This is a genomic window from Kluyvera sp. CHPC 1.251 (assembly GCF_036759945.1).
GTDB lineage: Bacteria > Pseudomonadota > Gammaproteobacteria > Enterobacterales > Enterobacteriaceae > Kluyvera > Kluyvera sichuanensis.
In genome coordinates this window covers 1-18,610 of sequence record NZ_JAPKIC010000011.1, presented here as the reverse complement: position 1 = coordinate 18,610, position 18,610 = coordinate 1, and the positions used below count along the sequence as shown (strand labels likewise).

The following is an 18,610-nucleotide window of genomic DNA, read 5'->3' as shown; positions in this document are numbered from 1 at the left end:
ATTTATTATTTGAACCATTTAGACTTCTGGATGGCTATATGTCTGGATAGTGTCATTCGACAGCGCACCAGGCAAACGAGAATAATTCATCACTGTTGAAAGATTTTCATGATCCCGACTGAAAGGCGAATCCCTCATCCTGCCAGCCGGTCATCCCACCAATCATTATTTTGACCGGGCGCCCCAGCAACGCCAGCTTGAGCGCTGCCTGATCGGCCCCATTACAGTGCGGCCCTGCACAATAGACCACGAATAACGTCTCCGCAGGCCAGGCCTTCATTCTTTCTGCGGAAATATCAGCATGCCTAAGGTGAAGCGCTCCGGGAATATGACGACGAGCGAAGGTTTCTGTACTGCCCACTACGTGAAGCAGTACAAAGTCGACCTCGGGCTGCTGCAGCGAGGCATGCACATCGGCGCAGTCGGTTTCAACGCTCAGACGCTGGCGAAAATGGGCTACCGCGTCAGCGGCGCTAGCAGTGGGAATGTCAGTCACGTAACTCATCGTTAATTCTCCAGTTCTGTGTTACCACTATGGTAACGACCGGATGAGTATAAACAGGCACCCCATGCAACAACCGCCCGCAGAAATGACAGAAAACAGCCAGAATATGACAAAGTGCGCCCCGCTGGTGGTGGCATTAGCCTATGACGGTCTCTGCACCTTTGAATTTGGCGTCGCGGTGGAGATTTTCGGTCTCCCCCGGCCCGAAATGGGCGAAGGCTGGTATCGCTTTGCGGTCGCCGCCGTCGATGAGGGTGAGCTACGGGCCACCGGTGGTGTACGGGTTATGGCGGACGGAGATTTAAGCTTGCTGGAGCACGCCGATACCATCGTGGTGCCAGGCTGGCGCGGGGTCGATGCCGAAGTCCCTCCTGCGCTGTGCCTGGCGCTCAGACAAGCACATCAGCGCGGCTGCCGGGTGATATCGATCTGCTCCGGCGTTTTCGTGCTGGCTGCCGCGGGCCTGCTCGACGGCAAGCGTGCCACGACCCACTGGCGCTATGTCGATACGCTCCAGCAGCGTTACCCGGCGATCGAGGTTGTGGAAGATGTGCTGTATATCGCGCAGGAGCACGTATTCACCTCAGCCGGAAGCGCGGCCGGGATCGACCTCTGCCTGCACGTGGTGCGAACGGATTTCGGCCTGGAGGCGGCAAACCTGGTCGCCCGACGTCTGGTCATCCAACCCCACCGCGACGGCGCGCAGAAACAACAGGTTGCGCAACCCGTTGCCCGGGCGCGGGAAAGCCAGCGCCTCGGCATGCTGTTTGATTTTCTTTATCAACATCTGGCGGAAAGCCATAGCGTCAGTTCATTAGCGCAGCGGGTAGGAATGAGTGAGCGGACCTTTTTACGCCGCTTTCAGGATGCCACCGGGAAAACTCCCGCCCGCTGGCTACTCGATGAACGTTTGCAACAGGCGCAACATCGCCTGACCAACAGTCGGGACAGCGTCGAAAAAGTGGCGGAGTTAAGCGGTTTTGGCAATGCGAAAAATCTGCGTTTACGCTTTCAGCAACATTTGGCAATAAGTCCGCTGGCGTACAGAAAAAAATTTACTGCAACAAATAATTAATTCACAAATTACGGCGTTAGTCTAAGTTTAAATCAGTAGGCTAATTAGGTGCTCATTGTGAGAATCGTTAAAGAGGAGGTCATCATGCTGGATAATATGCAAGTGTTTCTGGTTGCCGTGGGGCTCATTCTGTTTTCCGGTTTCCTGACTGCCTATTTTAGCGGAAGATGGAATGATTAACGGATAAAAAAAACCGCCAGGTTAACTGGCGGCATAAATGCTTGCATGGATAGATTTTTTGTTTCTACAATCGTCCGCTCTTCCTGATTGGACCATCGTTGCTAACCACTACCCTACCACCGCAATATTCAACTAAAGCTAAACGACGAGTGCATTATTCAAGGCATAATTTTTCCACGCCTTTTTACTCTTACAGCTGGCCTGACGGCCTGCCCACAATCTGCCTGAACGGGATTCCTGCAGGTCCTGATGCTCAGGACGATTAGACCAGATGGACTCGCGACGCGCTTTACGCTGGGATACTTTCATGGTTGCCTCCGGGCAGATTGTCGAAATTAAATCCATTAACTCAACGATTTACATGTCGATAATAGCAGCCCGAATGGCGAGTTTCTTCAATAAGTGAACGCATTTGTAAAGAGTGAAGATGACACACTGCTGCGTATTTCAGCGATTTATCCCCTACCGAATATGTCAGGTTGTTAAATTGTTACAACTCCGTAAAATCATCGGCGTTGTCTTCCCTCCAGGAATGATAGCAAGAATGCTCTATTTATTGATGTACTTAACCCGCCAGCCCTGTGTGCGGGTTTTTTTTATATTTATTGTGGTTTCTGGCGTGAATAGACCACGCCAGAAATGCTTAACTAAGCGGGCTATTCACTCAGTCCACGGTTTTTCAGCATTGGGGTAATAAGCGGATCGTGGCCTCGCCAGTCGCGATAAAGTTGTTCTAAATCGCTGCTGTTACCGCGAGATAAAATAGCCTCACGGAAACGCTGGCCGTTTTCCCTATTCAAACCGCCCTGCTCAACAAACCATTGATAACCATCGTCTGCCAGCATTTGCGTCCATAGATAGGCGTAGTACCCGGCCGCATAGCCCCCGCCGAAAATATGCGAGAAATAACTGCTGCGATAGCGCGGCGGCACGGCAGAAAGATCCAGTTTTTCTCGCGCCAGCGTCGCCGTTTCAAACTGTTCAACGTCCTGCGGTAACGACTCAGCGTTCAGGCTGTGCCAGTTCATGTCCAGCAGCGCAGCGCTCAGTAACTCGGTCATGTCATAGCCTTTGTTGAAGTTAGCTGCGCGGAACAGGCTTTCCCGTAGCGCTTCCGGCATCGGCTCACCGGTTTCGTGATGACGTGCATAGTGGGCGAAGACGTCAGGATGGCTGGCCCAGTGCTCGTTGATTTGCGAGGGGAACTCAACAAAATCGCGCGGCGTATTGGTCCCCGACAGCGTGACATAGCGCTGGCTGGCAAACAGCCCGTGCAGCGCATGACCAAATTCGTGGAACAGGGTAATGACATCATCCCATGAGATTAGCGCACTTTTACCTGCTGTCGGCTTCTGGTAATTGCAGACGTTATAGATAACCGGACGCGTACCGTTGAGGGTAGATTGTGGCACAAAGTTGTCCATCCACGCCCCGCCGCTTTTGCTGTCGCGGGCGAAGAAATCGCCGTAAAACAGCGCCATTCCTTCTCCGTCGGCATCAAAGATTTCCCAGACGCGCACGTCAGGGTGATAAACCGGCAGGTCGAAACGTTCAACAAACCTTACCCCAAACAGCTGGCTGGCAGACCAGAAAACGCCATCAACCAGCACGCGTTCCAGGGCGAACCAGGGTTTAATCTGCGCTTCGTCAATGGCATATTTTTCGCGACGAACCTGCTCTGAATAGAACAACCAGTCCCATGCTTCGGCGTTAAATGAGGCCGAGCCGCTATCGATAAGCGTCTGAATATCCGCCAGCTCGCTCTCTGCCCGCGCCCGCGCCGCCGGAGTAATCTCGCGCATGAAATCAAAAGCCGCCTTCGGCGTTTTCGCCATCTGATCGGCCATACTCCAGCTGGCATAGTCGCTATAGCCCAGGAGCGCAGCCTGCCGCGCGCGGATCGCCACCAGCTTTAGCAGTTTCTCTCGCGTGTCGTTAGCGTCACCCATCTGGTTGCGGGCCCAGGCGGCTTTAAACAGTTTTTCTCGCGTTTTGCGCTGACGAAGCTGTGCCAGCGCCGGTTGCTGGGTGGTGTTCACCAGCGGAATAAGCCAGCATCCCGCCAGACCGCGATCGTTCGCTGCTGCGGCGGCAACGGCAATCTCATCCTCGCTGAACCCTGCCAGGTCATCCACGCTCTCTACCACCAACCCACCACTTTTCGCCGCGCCCAGCAGACACTGGTGGAACTGGCTGCTCAGGGTTGCTGCTTCAGTATTGAGGGTTTTCAGCTCCGCCTTTTCTGCGTCGCCCAGCCTTGCTCCGGCCTGAATAAAACGCTGATAGATGACCTCAACCAGGCGGCGATCTTCTGCATCCAGATCGAGACCATCACGCTGTTGCCACACGTGTTCAATACGGCTAAACAGCGCATCGTTGAGATAGATATCGTTGGCAAGCCCGGCAAGCTCAGCGGAGAACACTTCGTCCAGTTGCTGGATGGTGTCGTTGCTGTGGGAGGCGGCCATGGCAAAGAAAACGGCGTTGACCCGAGAAAGCATCTCCCCACTTTTTTCCAGCGCCACGAAGGTGTTATCAAAGGTTGCCGGAGACGGGTTATTGGCAATGTCGGCAATCTCCTGACGCTTGAGCTTAAGCGCTTCGTCAAAGGCCGGGCGATAGTGGCTATCGTTAATCGCATCAAACGGCGGTGCCTGGTAAGGTAACGTACTGCTGGCAAAAAATGGATTCATGGCCGACATCCTGGGTTCCTGAAAATAACAGGGTTCCAGAGTAGCAAGCTCTTGATAGACCGCAATGGTTTTACCCGGCAGGAGCGATTTTTCTTTGATGGGAGGCCTTAGCCCGATAAAAATGACACAAATACCTGCTGCTCCCAGAGACAAGAAGCATATTGGCAAGTACGCATGAGATTGATGCAACCGTATCGCTATCAGCCGTTTATTGCGGAAAATAGCTTATGGTTTCAAAAAACCAATCTCAATAAGCGCCTGAGCTACCAGTAAGACGAACATGACTGCAACCATTGGAGTGTACATGTTGAGCCTCCAGCGAACGCCGTTACTGATAGTATAGAATATATTTTGTTCCGCCTGTTCCTTATCTAAAACACTTAGCCAGCTCACAACGAATCATTTAGGCTGCTTCCGCTCACATTGAAAATTATCCCCCCAATCGCGCATCGCCAGTAACACGGGCTTAAGTGAAGCGCCCAGCGGCGTGAGTTCATACTCCACTCTCGGTGGAACTTCGGCGTATACCGTGCGGCTGACGATACCATCAGCCTCGAGTTCACGCAGTTGTAGCGTGATCATACGACGTGTGGCGGTATCGATAAGCTTACACAGTTGATTAAAACGCTGCTTCCCATCCAGCAGATGAAAAAGGATTATCGGTTTCCACAAACCACCAATAACGCCCAGCGTGATTTCAACAGCACATCCGGTACGCTGGGTGTTGTGCTGCCGGGGCATTTTGTTGTCCGAAAGTTCATCGGTATCATTCATGTAACTTAGTCTCAAAATTGTGCGTACTTGTCAGGTTAATACCTGGCAGTATAATAGATTTATCAATTTATGGAATGGTTAATATTTCCATCTTATCAATCATAATTTTCATTATTTCGCACTTAGCACAGAACTATTATTAATTTATTGCTTACACGCGCGCTAGTTATTAGCGACAACATCAACACTGAGGTTTTATGAAATCAATAGCGATTACGCGTTCAGGCGCGAAAGACGATAATCTTGATTATCTCCTTGAAATTGATATTCCCGTACCCGTTGCAACGGGTCGAGATCTTTTAATTGACGTTAAGGCCATTGCCGTTAATCCCGCCGATGTTAAAGTCCGCGCCTGGCATAATACCGATACACCTCGCGTATTAGGCTGGGATGCGGTCGGTATCGTTAAATCTATCGGCGAAAACGTGACGTTGTTTAAACCCGGCGATGAGGTCTGGTACGCTGGTGCCTTAACACGTCCGGGCAGCAACAGCGAATATCAGTTGGTCGATGAACGTATTGTCGCTCATCGGCCAATGTCAATCAGTCGCGCATCTGCTGCCGCCATGCCGTTAACCAGCATTACCGCGTGGGAGCTGTTGTTTGACCGTTTTGGCATTATTGAAGGCGGCAACGAGGGAGATACCTTGCTGGTTGTCGGCGCGGCAGGCGGCGTGGGCTCCATGCTGACGCAACTGGCTCGTCAACTAACAAAAATGACCGTCATCGGTACGGCTTCCCGGCCGGAAAGTCAGGAATGGGTAAGGAAGGTCGGCGCGCATGAGGTCATCGACCATAGTAAACCGCTCGATGAAGAGTTAGCCCGTATCGGCATCAGTGAAGTTACCCATGTAGCCAGCTTGACGAATACCGACGAACACTATTCTGAATATATCAAGATCATCGCGCCGCAGGGGAAATTAGGTATCGTCGATGATCCTGAATGTATTAATGCAGTGCCGTTGAAAGGTAAATGTATATCCTTGCATTGGGAAGCAATGTTTGCTCGTTCAATGTTCGAAACAAAAGACATGATCAACCAACATTTATTACTGAAGCGTGTTGCTGAATTAGTGGATGGCGGAGTTATTCAGACTACACAAGGTGAGCACTATGGCAATATTACCGCTGATCATTTGCGTAAAGCGCATAGAAAAATTGAAACGGGAAGAATGATCGGGAAAATAGTTCTTGAGAACTTTTAACACTCTGGCGCCGTTTTATGAATCTCTAATTAATTTAGGTCACTATATGAAATGTTATAAGTTAACCGGTCATGCTAATCCAGCCCTGAAACTTGAAACCGCCACGGCCCACGCTCCCGACGCAGGACAAGTCGCTATCGCCATTAAAGCCGTCTCCTTAAACTACCGTGACCTGATCGTCACCGAGTATGCTAAAGATAGCGTTCCCGTTTCTGACGGCGCCGGCGTGATTGTCGAAGTAGGCGAAGGCGTGACGGACTATCAGGTAGGTGATCGCGTCGTCATTGGCTTTATGCCAGACTGGATTGACGGCAGCTATTCAGAGGCGAAGAAAGCCTCCTCATTAGGTGGCCCCGGCGTTGATGGCGTATTAACCGAGCATTTTATTGTCTCTGTCTCCGGGATTTGTCACATTCCCGATAGTCTCTCCTTTGAAGAGGCGGCTACCCTGCCCTGTGCTGCAGTAACCGCCTGGTCTGCGCTGTTTGAGCACGGTGCGCTTGCCCCGGGAAATACGGTATTGCTTCAGGGTACCGGTGGCGTATCCATCTTCGCCTTGCAAATGGCGAAACTGGCAGGCTGCCGGGTTATCATCACTTCCAGTTCTGATGAAAAACTGGCTCGTGCCCGCGAGTTAGGTGCCGACGAAACCATCAACTACAGAAAGACGCCAGAATGGGCCGATGAGGTGCTGAAGTTAACTCACGGCCAGGGCGTAGACCTTGCCGTTGACGTGACCGGGCCCGCCACGCTGAATTTAACCACCAGAGCCACGCGCTTTGGCGGCCGCATTTCGCTGATTGGTGTGCTTTCCGGCTTCAATGGCACGATTGATATTGGCATTCTGGAAAAGCGCATTACGCTGCAGGGTATCTACGTTGGGCCAGTGTCCACGCTGGAAAAAGTCGCTCGTTCAGGCATCAAGCCTTATATCGACCAGGTATTCACCTTTAAAGAGGCCGAACTCGCCTATCAAACGCTAAAAGGTGGTCAGCACTTTGGGAAAGTGGTTATCCAGTTCTGATACTGCGCATGCCAGAACAGAGCATCATCGTCACATAACAGATGATTGATAACCGGGTGTTCTGCTATCGTTAGGTAACACTAACGCATTGAAGGAACAGAGAGATGATCGTACTGGTAACCGGAGCGACAGCAGGTTTTGGCGAAAGCATTACGCGCCGTTTTATTGCCAACGGGCACAAAGTCATTGCCACTGGCCGTCGCAATGAGCGTTTAAAAGCGCTGAAAGATGAATTAGGCGACAGCATTCTGACCGTGCAACTGGACGTGCGTAACCGCGCAGCAATTGAAGAGACCATCGCCAATCTGCCCACCGAATGGCGTGACATCGATATTCTGGTCAACAACGCCGGTTTGGCGCTGGGGCTGGAACCGGCTCACCGCGCAAGCGTTGAGGATTGGGAAGACATGATTGACACCAACAACAAAGGTCTGGTGTATATGACCCGTGCGGTACTGCCTGGCATGGTAGAGCGCAACCGCGGGCACGTGATTAATATCGGCTCTACTGCCGGTAGCTGGCCTTATGCGGGCGGTAACGTTTACGGCGCAACCAAAGCGTTCGTGCGTCAGTTCAGCCTGAACTTGCGTACCGATCTGCACGGCACCGCCGTTCGCGTGACCGATATCGAACCTGGCCTGGTAGGCGGCACGGAGTTCTCCAACGTGCGCTTTAAAGGTGATGACAACAAAGCCGGTAAAACCTACGAAAATGCCAACGCGCTAACGCCGGAAGACGTGACCGAAGCGGTATGGTGGGTGGCGACGTTGCCAAAACACGTCAATATTAACACCGTTGAAATGATGCCGGTCAGCCAGACTTATGCTGGCCTGAGCGTCCATCGTCAAAGTTAGCATTTAAACTCAACCCGACCCCCGGTCGGGTCTGGGCTCGGCGGCAAAAAAAGCGTAAAATAGCAGCTTAATCAGCTGATAAGAACGACTCAATGGCCGCCGAAACCCAACTGAACCCAACACAGCCCGTCAACCAGCAAATTTATCGCATTCTGCGTCGCGATATCGTGCACTGCCTTATTCCGCCAGGTACCCCGCTTTCGGAAAAAGAGGTGTCGCTGCGGTTTGACGTTTCTCGCCAGCCGGTGCGTGAAGCGTTTATCAAACTCGCCGAAAACGGTTTGATCCAGATCCGCCCGCAGCGCGGCAGCTATGTGAATAAAATCTCACTGTCCCAGGTTCGTAACGGGTGTTTCGTTCGACAGGCTATCGAATGCGCGGTAGCAAGACGCGCAGCCACCATGATAACCGATGCCCAAAGCTATCAGCTTGAGCAAAACCTGCACCAGCAGCGTATTGCCATCGACCGCCAGCAGTTGAATGATTTCTTCCTGCTCGATGACGAATTCCACCAGCTGCTGTCAAATATTGCAGATTGCCAGTTGGCCTGGGATACCATCGAGAATATTAAAGCCGCCATCGACCGCGTGCGTTATATGAGCCTTGATCATGTCTCCTCGCCGGAGATGTTATTAAAGCAGCACCATGAAATATTCGCAGCGCTGGAAAAACGCGATGCCGATGCGGTGGAAAAAGCGATGACCCTGCACCTGCAGGAGATTGGTGAATCAGTGTTGTTAATTCGTCAGGAAAACAGCGACTGGTTTAGCGAAGAGTAAGAAATAAGGCCTTCATTACTGAAGGCCTTTTTTTTATCGAATGACCATCGTAGGAATATTGGCGTAACGCAGAATAGATTCGGCGTTTGAGCCCAGAAGATGCGTAGTGATGCCCCGCTGGCGCGAGCCGATTACAATCGCATCGTATTCCCCGGTCTTGCTCAGCGCGATCACCTCATCGCGGATATTGCCAAACCGGACGTCGGTATGCAGTCGCTCGGCGGGCATATCAAAGAGGCGCTGCAGGTTTTTCATTTTCTTGACCGATTCTGCCTGCATGAAATCTTCGAACTTTTTAATATCCGCCGCGAAGCCGCGTAAAATAGAGCGATTGCTGTTAGGTAATACATTTAATAGCGTAATTTCACCCGCCTCACCTGCCAGATAAACGGCATGGCGAATCGCTTTATCACTTAAGTCCATTTCAAAAATATCTACAGGCATCAGAATTTTTTTGTACATAGCCCGAGCTCCTTATTCCAGAGTGTCCATTATTCTTTCGCTATAACCATGACATATTTGTGACTATGCAGATAGCATTAATTCACCAAAATGATAGTTCCGGCGTGCAAATAATCGTCCATTATTTCAAGGGGCTTGAATTATTTTAAAGAAGTGTAATGACGGCAGATATAAAAGAAAATGCCGCCAGTAACGGCGGCATCAATGGTCATACAATGAAATCAGGCAGCAAATTCGGCGACGGTCGCTTTCGCACCTTTGCTCAGCAGTGACAGATAGGCTGCGGTCACCTGCTCAACGAATTTCGCTTCCTTCGGCAGGTCTTTACCGAAGATAGCTTCAATGCCCAGCAGCGCTTTCACGCGAGCTTCACCCTCTTCGCTCTGCTGCACCACACCCTGGATAACCGGCAGCAGTGGATCGCAAACTTCAATCGCATTGCCCTGCTCGTCCACGCCGCCAACGTAGCGCATCCAGCCCGCAACGCCCAGTGCCAGCAGGGTAAAGCTGCTGTTATCCGCCAGATGCCAGCGTACAGAATCGAGCATACGCTGAGGCAGTTTCTGGCTACCGTCCATGGCAATCTGCCAGGTACGGTGGCGCAGTGCTGGGTTGGTGTAACGCTCAATCAGCAGATCGGCGTAACGCGCCAGATCGACGTTTTGCACCTTCAGGGTTGGCGCCTGCTCTTTAAGCATCAACGCGTGCGCAGCGCGACGATAGTTATCGTCACCCATGCAATCGTTGATGTGCTGATAGCCCGCCAGGTAACCCAGGTATGCCAGGAAGGAGTGGCTGCCGTTCAGCATGCGCAGTTTCATCTCTTCAAACGGGATGACGTCGCTTACCAGTTCAGCGCCCGCTTTTTCCCATTCAGGACGGCCCGCAACGAAGTTATCTTCGATAACCCACTGACGGAACGGCTCGCAGGCAACGCCTGCTGGATCGCGCACACCGGTCAGCTGTTCGATTTTGTCCAGCGTTTCTGGCGTCACGGCAGGAACAATACGGTCAACCATGGTGGATGGGAACGTCACGTGAGATGCGATCCAATCCCCCAGACCAGCATCAACTGCACGTGCATAGGCACATACCACATTACGCATCACATGGCCGTTTTCCGGCATGTTGTCGCAGGACATCACGCTGAATGGCGGCAGACCAGCGGCTTTACGGCGAGCCAGCGCTTCGACGATAACGCCCGGCGCAGATTTTGGCTGATGTGGGTTCTGCAGGTCAGCCACGATAAATGGATGATCGAGCATCAGTTGGCCGGTTGCCGGAGAGTGGCAGTAGCCCTTCTCGGTGATGGTCAGGGAAACGATAGCGACCTGCGGTTCACACATCTTCGCCAGAACGGTTTCCAGACCATCAACCTGCGCATGCAGCGCTTCTTTGACGACGCCCACCACGCGGGCAGTCCATGCATCCGCGGACATTTCCGCCACGGTGTATAAATTGTCCTGATTGTTCAGGTCAGCAATCTGCTGCTCACCGCCGATCAGGTTAACTTCGGTATAACCCCAATCGCTGCCGTGTTCTGCGGCGAGAATATCAGCATAGACAGCCTGATGGGCGCGGTGAAACGCACCAAAACCGAGGTGTACAATGCGCGGCACCAGTTTGCTGCGATCGTAGGTTGGGAGAGTTGCCTTAGCGGTTAATAGCTTATTCTGCATCTTTTTGACTCACTGTAGAGAATGTTGATTGCCATACTAGTTTAACGAGGCCATCACGCGAGATTTTGATTTGCGTTAATATATTGGCGATTGGTATGACATGATTTTTAAGCTGTGTGACAGCATCGACAAGACCCGAGGCTGTCACACGATGTTTAATTGGCGTTTACCGGGTTCTTCAACTCACGTTTAGCAACCTGAGGTTCGTTCCATAAATTGTCATATGAGTAGCCCGTCAGATCTTCGACAATCCGGCGCGTTTCTGGAGTCACGTCCAGCTTCGAACCTTTTGCTTTCAGGCGTTCAACTTCATCGACGAAAATCTTATGGGTCTGTTTATTTAGGCGGAAAGTGACGGCCTGCCACATGGCAATCAGCAACAGACCCGCAGTACCAATAAACAGCAGCATCGCAATGGTATTCACCGCACTTTCAGGCTGCACCTGGCTGCCCTTTACGAATCCCCCCTCCTGTAGCATCACACCCACTACAAACGTTGCGATCGCCACAGTGGTTTTACGGGAGAACGTCATCACCGCAGCAAACAGACCTTCACGACGCTGACGGGTGATCATCTCGTCGATATCCGGAATGAATGGGAAGACGTTCCATGGCGTAAACTCAAGCACGCAGCGCCCGACCTGATATATCGCCGCCAGCACCACCAGAATGGTCACTTTATTATCCGGCGGGAACTGGTAAACCATAAACAGACCAACCAGGCACAGCATCATCACGCTATAGGCGAAAACATAGAGGCGGGATGGGCCATATTTGATGATCGCGACCCCGGCTAACAGCGTTACCGGCAGGCCCACTATACTCATCGACAACAGCGTACCGGAAAGCGAAGATGAGACGTTCAGGCAGTACACGCAGAAGAAGACGAATACGGTGTTATAGACATCTTTTGCGGTGAAAGAGAACAGATAAATAGCCAGATGCTTTCTGAATGCCCGTACTTTCAGCGTCGAATAGTACTCTTTGAACAGTTTCCCCGTGGCCACGACATTATCGATAAAGGAAGTGGGCTGACGATGGTTCTCCAGTTCAGCCAACATTTCTGGCGTCAAATCACGCTCCCAGGTCACTTTCCAGGAGATAAAGACGCAGAACATGAACAGCACGGCAAAGACCACACCATTAATAAAGTAGGCGTGAGGATCGTGCTCGCCAAAGTGGTTAATCAGCAGTCCCGGAATAAAGGTTGCGAGGAACGTGCCGGATGCGGACAGGAACATACGACAGGTAGACAGTTTGGTCCTGGAGTTGAAGTCTTTGGTCATTTCGGACGGCAGCGTTTCCCATGGGATCAGCACCATCGCCGCGATAATTTCAAAGGCCAGATAAACAGCCAGATAGAACCAGAAACTCATGCCGGTAACCCACAACAGGATATAAACCAGCATTAACGGCGCGCCAACTAATAAGAAGAAGCGGCGGCGACCAAAACGTTTACCTAATGAATTTTTGTAGAAATGATCGGTGAAACTTCCCATAAACAGGCTGACAATTGCATCAACTATACGGGCAATAGCAACGATAGATGCCGCTTCGACCGGCGATAAACCAACAAACGTCGTGTAAAAGAATAACAGCCAGGCGCCGATAACGGTAAAAGCTCCGCCGCCCATAATATCCGTTAAGCCATAGCCAATACTGACTGGAATTGTTATTTTTCTATTGGTACGAGACATGTTCTACCCTCATGCAAGGATGGACTTAAAATTTGAAATAATTAACGGCGTTATCGTGACAAATATTTCTGACCATTTGCGATAAGATCCTGTCGTTATCAGGTACCTCACCGCGGTCAACCCAACCGCCAATTAAGTTGCAAAGAATTCGACGGAAATAATCATGGCGGGTATAGGAGACAAGACTGCGGGAATCCGTCAGCATCCCGACAAAGTGCATTAATAATCCCTGGTCAGCCAGGCTGTTTAACTGGTTTTCCATGCCGCGACGGGTATCGTTAAACCACCAGCCAGAGCCAAACTGCATCGGCGATTTCACGCCGTCTTCGCCGGACTGGAAGTTGGCAATGGTCGTCGCCACCACGTCGTTGTAGCTGGCGTTGAGGTTATAGAGAATCGTTTTCGGCAGGCCGTCATTCTGCGCCATGGCGTCCAGCAGACGATTCAACCCTACCGCCAGATGGTTTTGATCGGCAATGGAGTCAAAACCAGTATTGATCCCCAATGTCTGGAGCATTCGGGTGTTGTTACTGCGGATAGCACCAAAGTGAATTTGCATCGCCCAGCCGCGTTTTTTGTACTCACGGGCCAGCATGACAAACATCGCGCTATTGAGCTGTGCGGTCTCATACTCGGTCAACGCTTCACCACAACGTTTCTGGCGGAACAAGGCATTAATGCTGGCAGCATCGGCTGGCTGATACTCGATGGTGACCGGGCCATGGTCCGAGATACGGCAGCCTGTTTCATGGAAGTGATCAATTCGCAGGGCCAGCGCGGCGGCGAAATCGTCGAAAGCGTGTATTTCCCGCCCCGTCAATTGCGCAAGTTTGTCAGTAAACTCGGCGAAAGATCTCGCGTTCTCGGCAAACAGATCGTCCGGGCGGAACGTTGGCAGCACCTGTGTTTTGAAGGTGGCGTCCTGCCGTAACAGACGATGGTATTCCAGCGAGTCTAATGGTGCATCGGTGGTGCAAATCACGGCCACGTTCGAACGCTCAATTAAACGACGCGGTTTAAAAGCATCCGTGGTTATTTGCTGATTACAGTGCTGCATAATCTGTTGCCAGTTTTCACTGCTCAACATCTCATTACAGCCAAAATATTTATTCAGTTCTAAATGGGTCCAGTGATATAGCGGATTGCCAAACGACGCTTCTACCGTCTCAGCCCAGGCTTTAAATTTTTCTTCAGCCGTAGCGTCTCCGGTAATCAATCTCTCAGTAATACCGTTCGCGCGCATGGCACGCCATTTATAATGGTCTCCCGCCAGCCATAACTGGGTTATATTATCGAAGTTTTTGTTTTCGTAGATTTCTTTTGCATCAAGGTGACAGTGATAGTCGATAATCGGTAATTGAGCAGCCACTTCTTTGTATAACCGAACGCCGACTTCACTCTCAATCATAAAATGATCGTTAATAAAGTTCATATTTTCTCTTTGCCAAATGTAATGTTTTTTTAATTATTAGCACCAATATAAAAAGCCCATCGCGATAAAACGATGGGCTTCATTATCAGGCATACTGTTGATTCGTTTTCTTCTCTTCAGCGGTCGTTGTATCAGCGGCATCTGACGCAATGCTCAGATCGCGGTCGCAAACTTCCGGCATTAATAGTGCAGAAATAAGACCAATAAGCGAATAGCAAATCAGCATGATGACAATCGGATACCACGACCCGGTCATATTGCAGAAGATCCCTGCCAGTACCGGCCCAAAACCTACGGCGACCAGACCGCCCGCCTCTTTTGAGATAGCCATGCGAGTAAAGCGATTACGCGAGCCAAACATCTCAGCCATCGTAATGTTTTCCAGCGCAAACAGTCCCAGTACCGCAAAGTTATGGATAATAATGATAGACATCATGATTACGCTGGCGCTGTAGGTTTTATCAACGATGATAGACACCATTGGATATGCCAGAATCACAGCGGAAATACAGAGCAAAATGTAAGGCAGACGGCGACCATATTTATCGGACAACCAACCAAGCAGCGGGATTGTCAGAAAACCGATAACGGAACTGATCATCAGCGCATCCGTTGGGATCCCTTTATCAAACAGCAATGTCTGAACCAGATATCCCGCGAGGAAGGTCTGGATCAAGCCGGAGTTACCCGCCTGCCCAAAGCGCAGACCCGTGGCTAACCAGAAAGATTTACTGCGGAACATCGCGCCGACAGTATTGTCATTCGCCGGAGAGTCACTGACAGCAACATCACCTTCGCTCACTTTTTCAAACACTGGGCTCTCTTTCAGGTTCAGACGCAGCCAGATAGCGAAGATCATCACCACAACGCTTGCCAGGAACGGAATACGCCAGCCCCAGGCGACCAATTCTTCGCGATCAAGCAGGAAGAACATTACCGCCCAGATAGCAGTAGCCGTCAGCGTACCGCAGTTAGTCCCCATCGCCACCAGAGAAGAAATCAGGCCACGTTTGCCTTTAGGGGCATATTCAGCCAGCATGGTACCCGCACCAGAGATCTCTGCGCCGGCACCCAATCCCTGAATAATACGTAGAGTCACCAACAGTATTGGCGCAAAAATACCAATCTGTGCATAGGTCGGTAACACACCAATTAACGTGGTACAGATCCCCATCATGGTGATGGTAATAAAGAGCACCTTTTTACGCCCGACGCTGTCACCCATTTTGCCAAAAATAAATGCCCCAACAATACGTGCAATATAGCCAGCACCGTAGGTCCCCATCGCCAGAATTAATGCCATTGCAGCCGACTGTTCAGGGAAGAATATTTCATGGAAAACAAGTGCCGCACCTAATGAATAGAGCTGAAAATCCATAATATCCAGCACTTAAAAATGGTTGTGAGATGAAGTGAGATAAAAGCAGGGTTTAAACAAAGCATTAGCGCAAGACGAATCATCTCCTGTACCGGTTATGAGTTGTTTTGCGCTAATTTTTTGCCCCATGCATGCCCCATCACCTCACCATCTGGTGTCAATAGCTAGATTGGCTCGTCATAATCTCCTTCCGGACAAATCCAGAAAAGCATTCCGAACTGTACGGCCTGATACATTTTCGCCCCACAAATCGGGCAAAACTTAACAACCTCACTTTCTGAAGAAGATTTCACTGCGCCTTCATTTTTTTTATCATCCATCACAATCTCCTTTATACCGGGTATTGAGCGATTATTTCTGCTCTGTCAGTTTCGTATGCTGCTTTGCGGGCATTTATTTGCACCAGAACGGCATCCTTTTTTGATGTTTCATTAACTCCATCATTCACTGCCGCTGCCAGCCACGCTCTGTTTAACACCTCTATATCTCCTTGATAGGAGAAATTTAATTTTATAATTGCGTTTTTTAAAAGATCTGAGTTTGAATATGGGGGTTTCTCGATCCACGCTGGCATGCCGTCAACCACCCCTAAAACATTACCTTCTTTCTCTGCGCTGAACTCACGATAAACATCATCAGATACTTCAACAGCATCTGATAAATCCCAACCTGCCGCCAGATACGAACCAAGCATAATTACAGGAAAGAACGCGAGATTTGATGGAGAAAATACATATGTTGCCATATTAGTTACCTATTGCGATGATTCGTACAGGGGCGTTTGTAAGAGTTCCAGTACTGCTTCTCGCTGAAACAACAAACTGTGATTTTGATGTTGGGAGTGCCGCGCATCCGTAGCCAAAACTTGAAAATTCACCGTAGCAAGCAACAATTTGAAAACATACATTGGGGAACGGGATCGGAAAGTTTCGATAATCAGTTTCACTTAATGATGCTGTGGTATTTGCTTGTTGGATTATGTATCCGTTCGGGAGCATCGCGTATCCGTTCGCTGCTAAGCTCGCTGTAAAGCTCGACATGTCAGGAATTTGATTTGCTCCAGTACCGACATCGCGGGTAGAGGAATTTCCAAGATTAAGATTGCTACGAGCTGCCTGCTGCGCTACAGATCCAACCCCTGCTATCTCTGATAAGTTGTTTGCAACTCTAAGATATGCGCTGGTGAAGTTAATCCATCCCGTGCTATCTGAATTAGGGTCTACATTATTGTTATCAACTGTACTTTGGAAAATTGTCACACCATCACTTCCCGCCACGAGCGACCCTTTCGGATACCCCCCAATGGCAGAAGAAAAAGCATGATCGTAGCCGTTTAAAGCTCCAGTGCTGGACCACCGTGCAAGACTTGAAAGTTCAAACAGGATTTGGTTCATATCCTGACCTTTTGGGGGAAGACCTCCTGCAGATTTCAAAATCATCGTTATAGGTGGAAACCCCTGGTCATATGAAGCCGTGTTATCACCAGCTGGAGTAGTTGCCAAAATAGGCTCTCTTTGCCCATTGACCCCAAATGGGTTAGATTGTTTTGTTGGAGCATCAGAGCGATTCATATTTAATCTCTATAAAATGTGCCATCGTTGAAAGGATATGCGTCAGAGGAAAAACCAAAGTATGGGCTTACAATTTGTCTTATATTAATCAGTACGCCACTTGGAACAGGTGTAACGTCGTAGTTTGTCAGAATGGACTCTTCATATGGTGCCAATTCAAATTCAAACGTAAGACCCATTGTCATATCGCGATAGTTAACGCAATACGCCCTTCCTCTTTGGTAAAAGAGAATTTTTAAAAATCTGTTAATATCAGGAATTGTTGCAATGCTGATATTTGTAAATGCCTTACAAAATATTAACGTCCTGTAAGCATCATCCCCAAGCCTGACATTTGTAGTTTCCTGAACTCCAGCAAAAAACGGCGAGTCATTGAATGGAGATGGATAATCTGGATTTGCATCGTCCGCCTCGCTGAATCCAAATGAAGCACTTTCAATTGGTGCTGTTATATACCTGCTAACTCCAACTATTTTACCCCAGACGTCCAGACCATAAGTTTCGCACGTGGATAAGTCCCACACCCTTGTTATGAATTCATCAGTGAAGTCATCAAGGTTAATGGCATGATTAAATGTATCGATTATTGCGAGGAGTTTGGCGCTGGCAGAGTACTGGGTAAGAATTGTGTCTTCCCACATATTCTGTCCTTTATGTTAAGGTTACAGTGATGTCCGATTCCTGAATGGCTGGAACCTGGTCTATTCCCATTGTTACGGCTGGTCCATACGTTGTGCCATCTAGCGACACCTGCAGGTTCAGAATCCCAACAGTATCTGGTGAGATTGAAATAATTGGCGCATAAAACTTTCCAGCGTTGATAGCCGCGCCAATCCTCGCTTTACCTATTCCCTCATAACCACCATTGAAGACCTCAACAACCATGCTTTTCACTTGGGACGTGATGTCACTTGGAGGGTTCAGAGATGCGTCCAGCTCTACTTTAAAATATACCCTTGTTGGCGTGGCCTTCTGCCATTGCATGTCATATGAAGGATATGGCGGCATGTAGTTTACGTTGTCGTAAACAGTGTAGTGAGTCGACCCATTCAGATTTGCACCTGGGTTATATGTCTGGAATATTGACTCAGCTACATCCTCATCAGCACCTCCGTACACACAGATAAATATGGAGTGACCTAATACAGGGAAATTAGTTGTGCCTTTGTTCACAGTGGCTGCAGTTCTGTTTGACCAGACATAAGCATCAAGCACACCGTTTGTAGCCAACAACGCTGCGAGAACCGATGAATCGCCACAGATAATCTAGACACTTCCGAGCCGCTGATAATATTGTTTTTC

19 protein-coding genes and 1 pseudogene are annotated in these 18,610 nt (G+C 49.8%); 6 read left to right on the top strand and 14 right to left on the bottom strand.

All coding sequences use genetic code 11. From position 1 onward, the window contains the following. Positions 1-106 precede the first annotated feature (106 nt). Entirely contained in the window at positions 107-505 is a 399-nt protein-coding gene (locus tag V6940_RS18810) for a rhodanese-like domain-containing protein (RefSeq protein WP_333496882.1), read from the bottom strand. A gap of 85 nt (positions 506-590) precedes the next feature. Here V6940_RS18810 and ftrA point away from each other — a divergent pair, with 85 nt between their 5' ends. Both ftrA and mgtS read left to right on the top strand, forming a co-directional pair. Continuing rightward, complete coding sequence (gene ftrA, locus V6940_RS18805) at positions 591-1,580, top strand: transcriptional regulator FtrA (RefSeq protein WP_333496984.1); 990 nt, start codon at positions 591-593, stop codon at positions 1,578-1,580. An 84-nt stretch (positions 1,581-1,664) separates the two neighbouring features. Further along, complete coding sequence (mgtS, locus tag V6940_RS18800; protein WP_185669042.1) at positions 1,665-1,760, top strand: protein MgtS; 96 nt, start codon at positions 1,665-1,667, stop codon at positions 1,758-1,760. 138 nt (positions 1,761-1,898) lie between these two features. Here mgtS and V6940_RS18795 read toward each other — a convergent pair whose 3' ends face one another. The 3 genes from V6940_RS18795 to V6940_RS18785 form a co-directional block, all read right to left on the bottom strand. After that, positions 1,899-2,069, bottom strand: coding sequence for a hypothetical protein (locus V6940_RS18795; RefSeq protein ID WP_333496881.1), 171 nt, complete (start codon positions 2,067-2,069; stop codon positions 1,899-1,901). Positions 2,070-2,416: 347 nt separating this feature from the next. Next, complete coding sequence (dcp, locus tag V6940_RS18790) at positions 2,417-4,462, bottom strand: peptidyl-dipeptidase Dcp (protein ID WP_333496880.1); 2,046 nt, start codon at positions 4,460-4,462, stop codon at positions 2,417-2,419. 390 nt (positions 4,463-4,852) lie between these two features. Further along, positions 4,853-5,227, bottom strand: coding sequence for a winged helix-turn-helix transcriptional regulator (locus tag V6940_RS18785; RefSeq protein ID WP_442910830.1), 375 nt, complete (start codon positions 5,225-5,227; stop codon positions 4,853-4,855). A 197-nt stretch (positions 5,228-5,424) separates the two neighbouring features. Between V6940_RS18785 and V6940_RS18780 the strand changes: the two genes are divergently transcribed. The 4 genes from V6940_RS18780 to V6940_RS18765 all read left to right on the top strand — a co-directional run bounded on the left by V6940_RS18780 (position 5,425) and on the right by V6940_RS18765 (position 9,089). Continuing rightward, positions 5,425-6,432, top strand: coding sequence for a zinc-binding alcohol dehydrogenase family protein (locus V6940_RS18780; protein ID WP_333496879.1), 1,008 nt, complete (start codon positions 5,425-5,427; stop codon positions 6,430-6,432). A gap of 46 nt (positions 6,433-6,478) precedes the next feature. Next, on the top strand, positions 6,479-7,456 hold the full coding sequence (locus tag V6940_RS18775; RefSeq protein ID WP_333496878.1) for a zinc-dependent alcohol dehydrogenase family protein: 978 nt from the start codon (positions 6,479-6,481) through the stop codon (positions 7,454-7,456). A 104-nt stretch (positions 7,457-7,560) separates the two neighbouring features. Next, entirely contained in the window at positions 7,561-8,310 is a 750-nt protein-coding gene (gene ydfG, locus V6940_RS18770) for a bifunctional NADP-dependent 3-hydroxy acid dehydrogenase/3-hydroxypropionate dehydrogenase YdfG (protein ID WP_333496877.1), read from the top strand. 92 nt (positions 8,311-8,402) lie between these two features. After that, positions 8,403-9,089 carry a GntR family transcriptional regulator gene (locus V6940_RS18765; RefSeq protein ID WP_185669047.1) on the top strand — a complete coding sequence of 229 codons (687 nt, stop codon included), beginning with the start codon at positions 8,403-8,405 and terminating at the stop codon, positions 9,087-9,089. A gap of 33 nt (positions 9,090-9,122) precedes the next feature. Here V6940_RS18765 and V6940_RS18760 read toward each other — a convergent pair whose 3' ends face one another. The 10 genes and pseudogenes from V6940_RS18760 to V6940_RS18715 form a co-directional block, all read right to left on the bottom strand. Beyond that, on the bottom strand, positions 9,123-9,551 hold the full coding sequence (locus tag V6940_RS18760) for a universal stress protein (protein WP_220440148.1): 429 nt from the start codon (positions 9,549-9,551) through the stop codon (positions 9,123-9,125). 221 nt (positions 9,552-9,772) lie between these two features. Next, positions 9,773-11,230, bottom strand: a complete 1,458-nt coding sequence (locus V6940_RS18755; RefSeq protein WP_333496876.1) for a mannitol dehydrogenase family protein — start codon at positions 11,228-11,230, stop codon at positions 9,773-9,775. A gap of 155 nt (positions 11,231-11,385) precedes the next feature. Next, positions 11,386-12,927 carry an MFS transporter gene (locus tag V6940_RS18750; protein WP_333496875.1) on the bottom strand — a complete coding sequence of 514 codons (1,542 nt, stop codon included), beginning with the start codon at positions 12,925-12,927 and terminating at the stop codon, positions 11,386-11,388. Positions 12,928-12,952: 25 nt separating this feature from the next. Continuing rightward, positions 12,953-14,359, bottom strand: a complete 1,407-nt coding sequence (uxaC, locus tag V6940_RS18745) for a glucuronate isomerase (RefSeq protein WP_333496874.1) — start codon at positions 14,357-14,359, stop codon at positions 12,953-12,955. An 85-nt stretch (positions 14,360-14,444) separates the two neighbouring features. Beyond that, positions 14,445-15,746: pseudogene (locus V6940_RS18740) on the bottom strand (MFS transporter); the annotation flags it as partial. Between the two features lie 155 nt (positions 15,747-15,901). Then, the gene (locus V6940_RS18735) at positions 15,902-16,057 is read right to left on the bottom strand and encodes a hypothetical protein (protein WP_333496873.1); all 156 of its coding nucleotides are present in this window, start codon (positions 16,055-16,057) and stop codon (positions 15,902-15,904) included. An 11-nt stretch (positions 16,058-16,068) separates the two neighbouring features. Next, positions 16,069-16,482, bottom strand: a complete 414-nt coding sequence (locus V6940_RS18730) for a hypothetical protein (protein ID WP_333496872.1) — start codon at positions 16,480-16,482, stop codon at positions 16,069-16,071. Between the two features lies 1 nt (position 16,483). After that, positions 16,484-17,308, bottom strand: a complete 825-nt coding sequence (locus tag V6940_RS18725) for a gp53-like domain-containing protein (protein ID WP_333496871.1) — start codon at positions 17,306-17,308, stop codon at positions 16,484-16,486. 2 nt (positions 17,309-17,310) lie between these two features. Beyond that, the gene (locus V6940_RS18720) at positions 17,311-17,949 is read right to left on the bottom strand and encodes a DUF2612 domain-containing protein (protein WP_333496870.1); all 639 of its coding nucleotides are present in this window, start codon (positions 17,947-17,949) and stop codon (positions 17,311-17,313) included. Between the two features lie 10 nt (positions 17,950-17,959). Continuing rightward, positions 17,960-18,538 carry a hypothetical protein gene (locus V6940_RS18715; protein ID WP_333496869.1) on the bottom strand — a complete coding sequence of 193 codons (579 nt, stop codon included), beginning with the start codon at positions 18,536-18,538 and terminating at the stop codon, positions 17,960-17,962. Positions 18,539-18,610 lie beyond the last annotated feature (72 nt).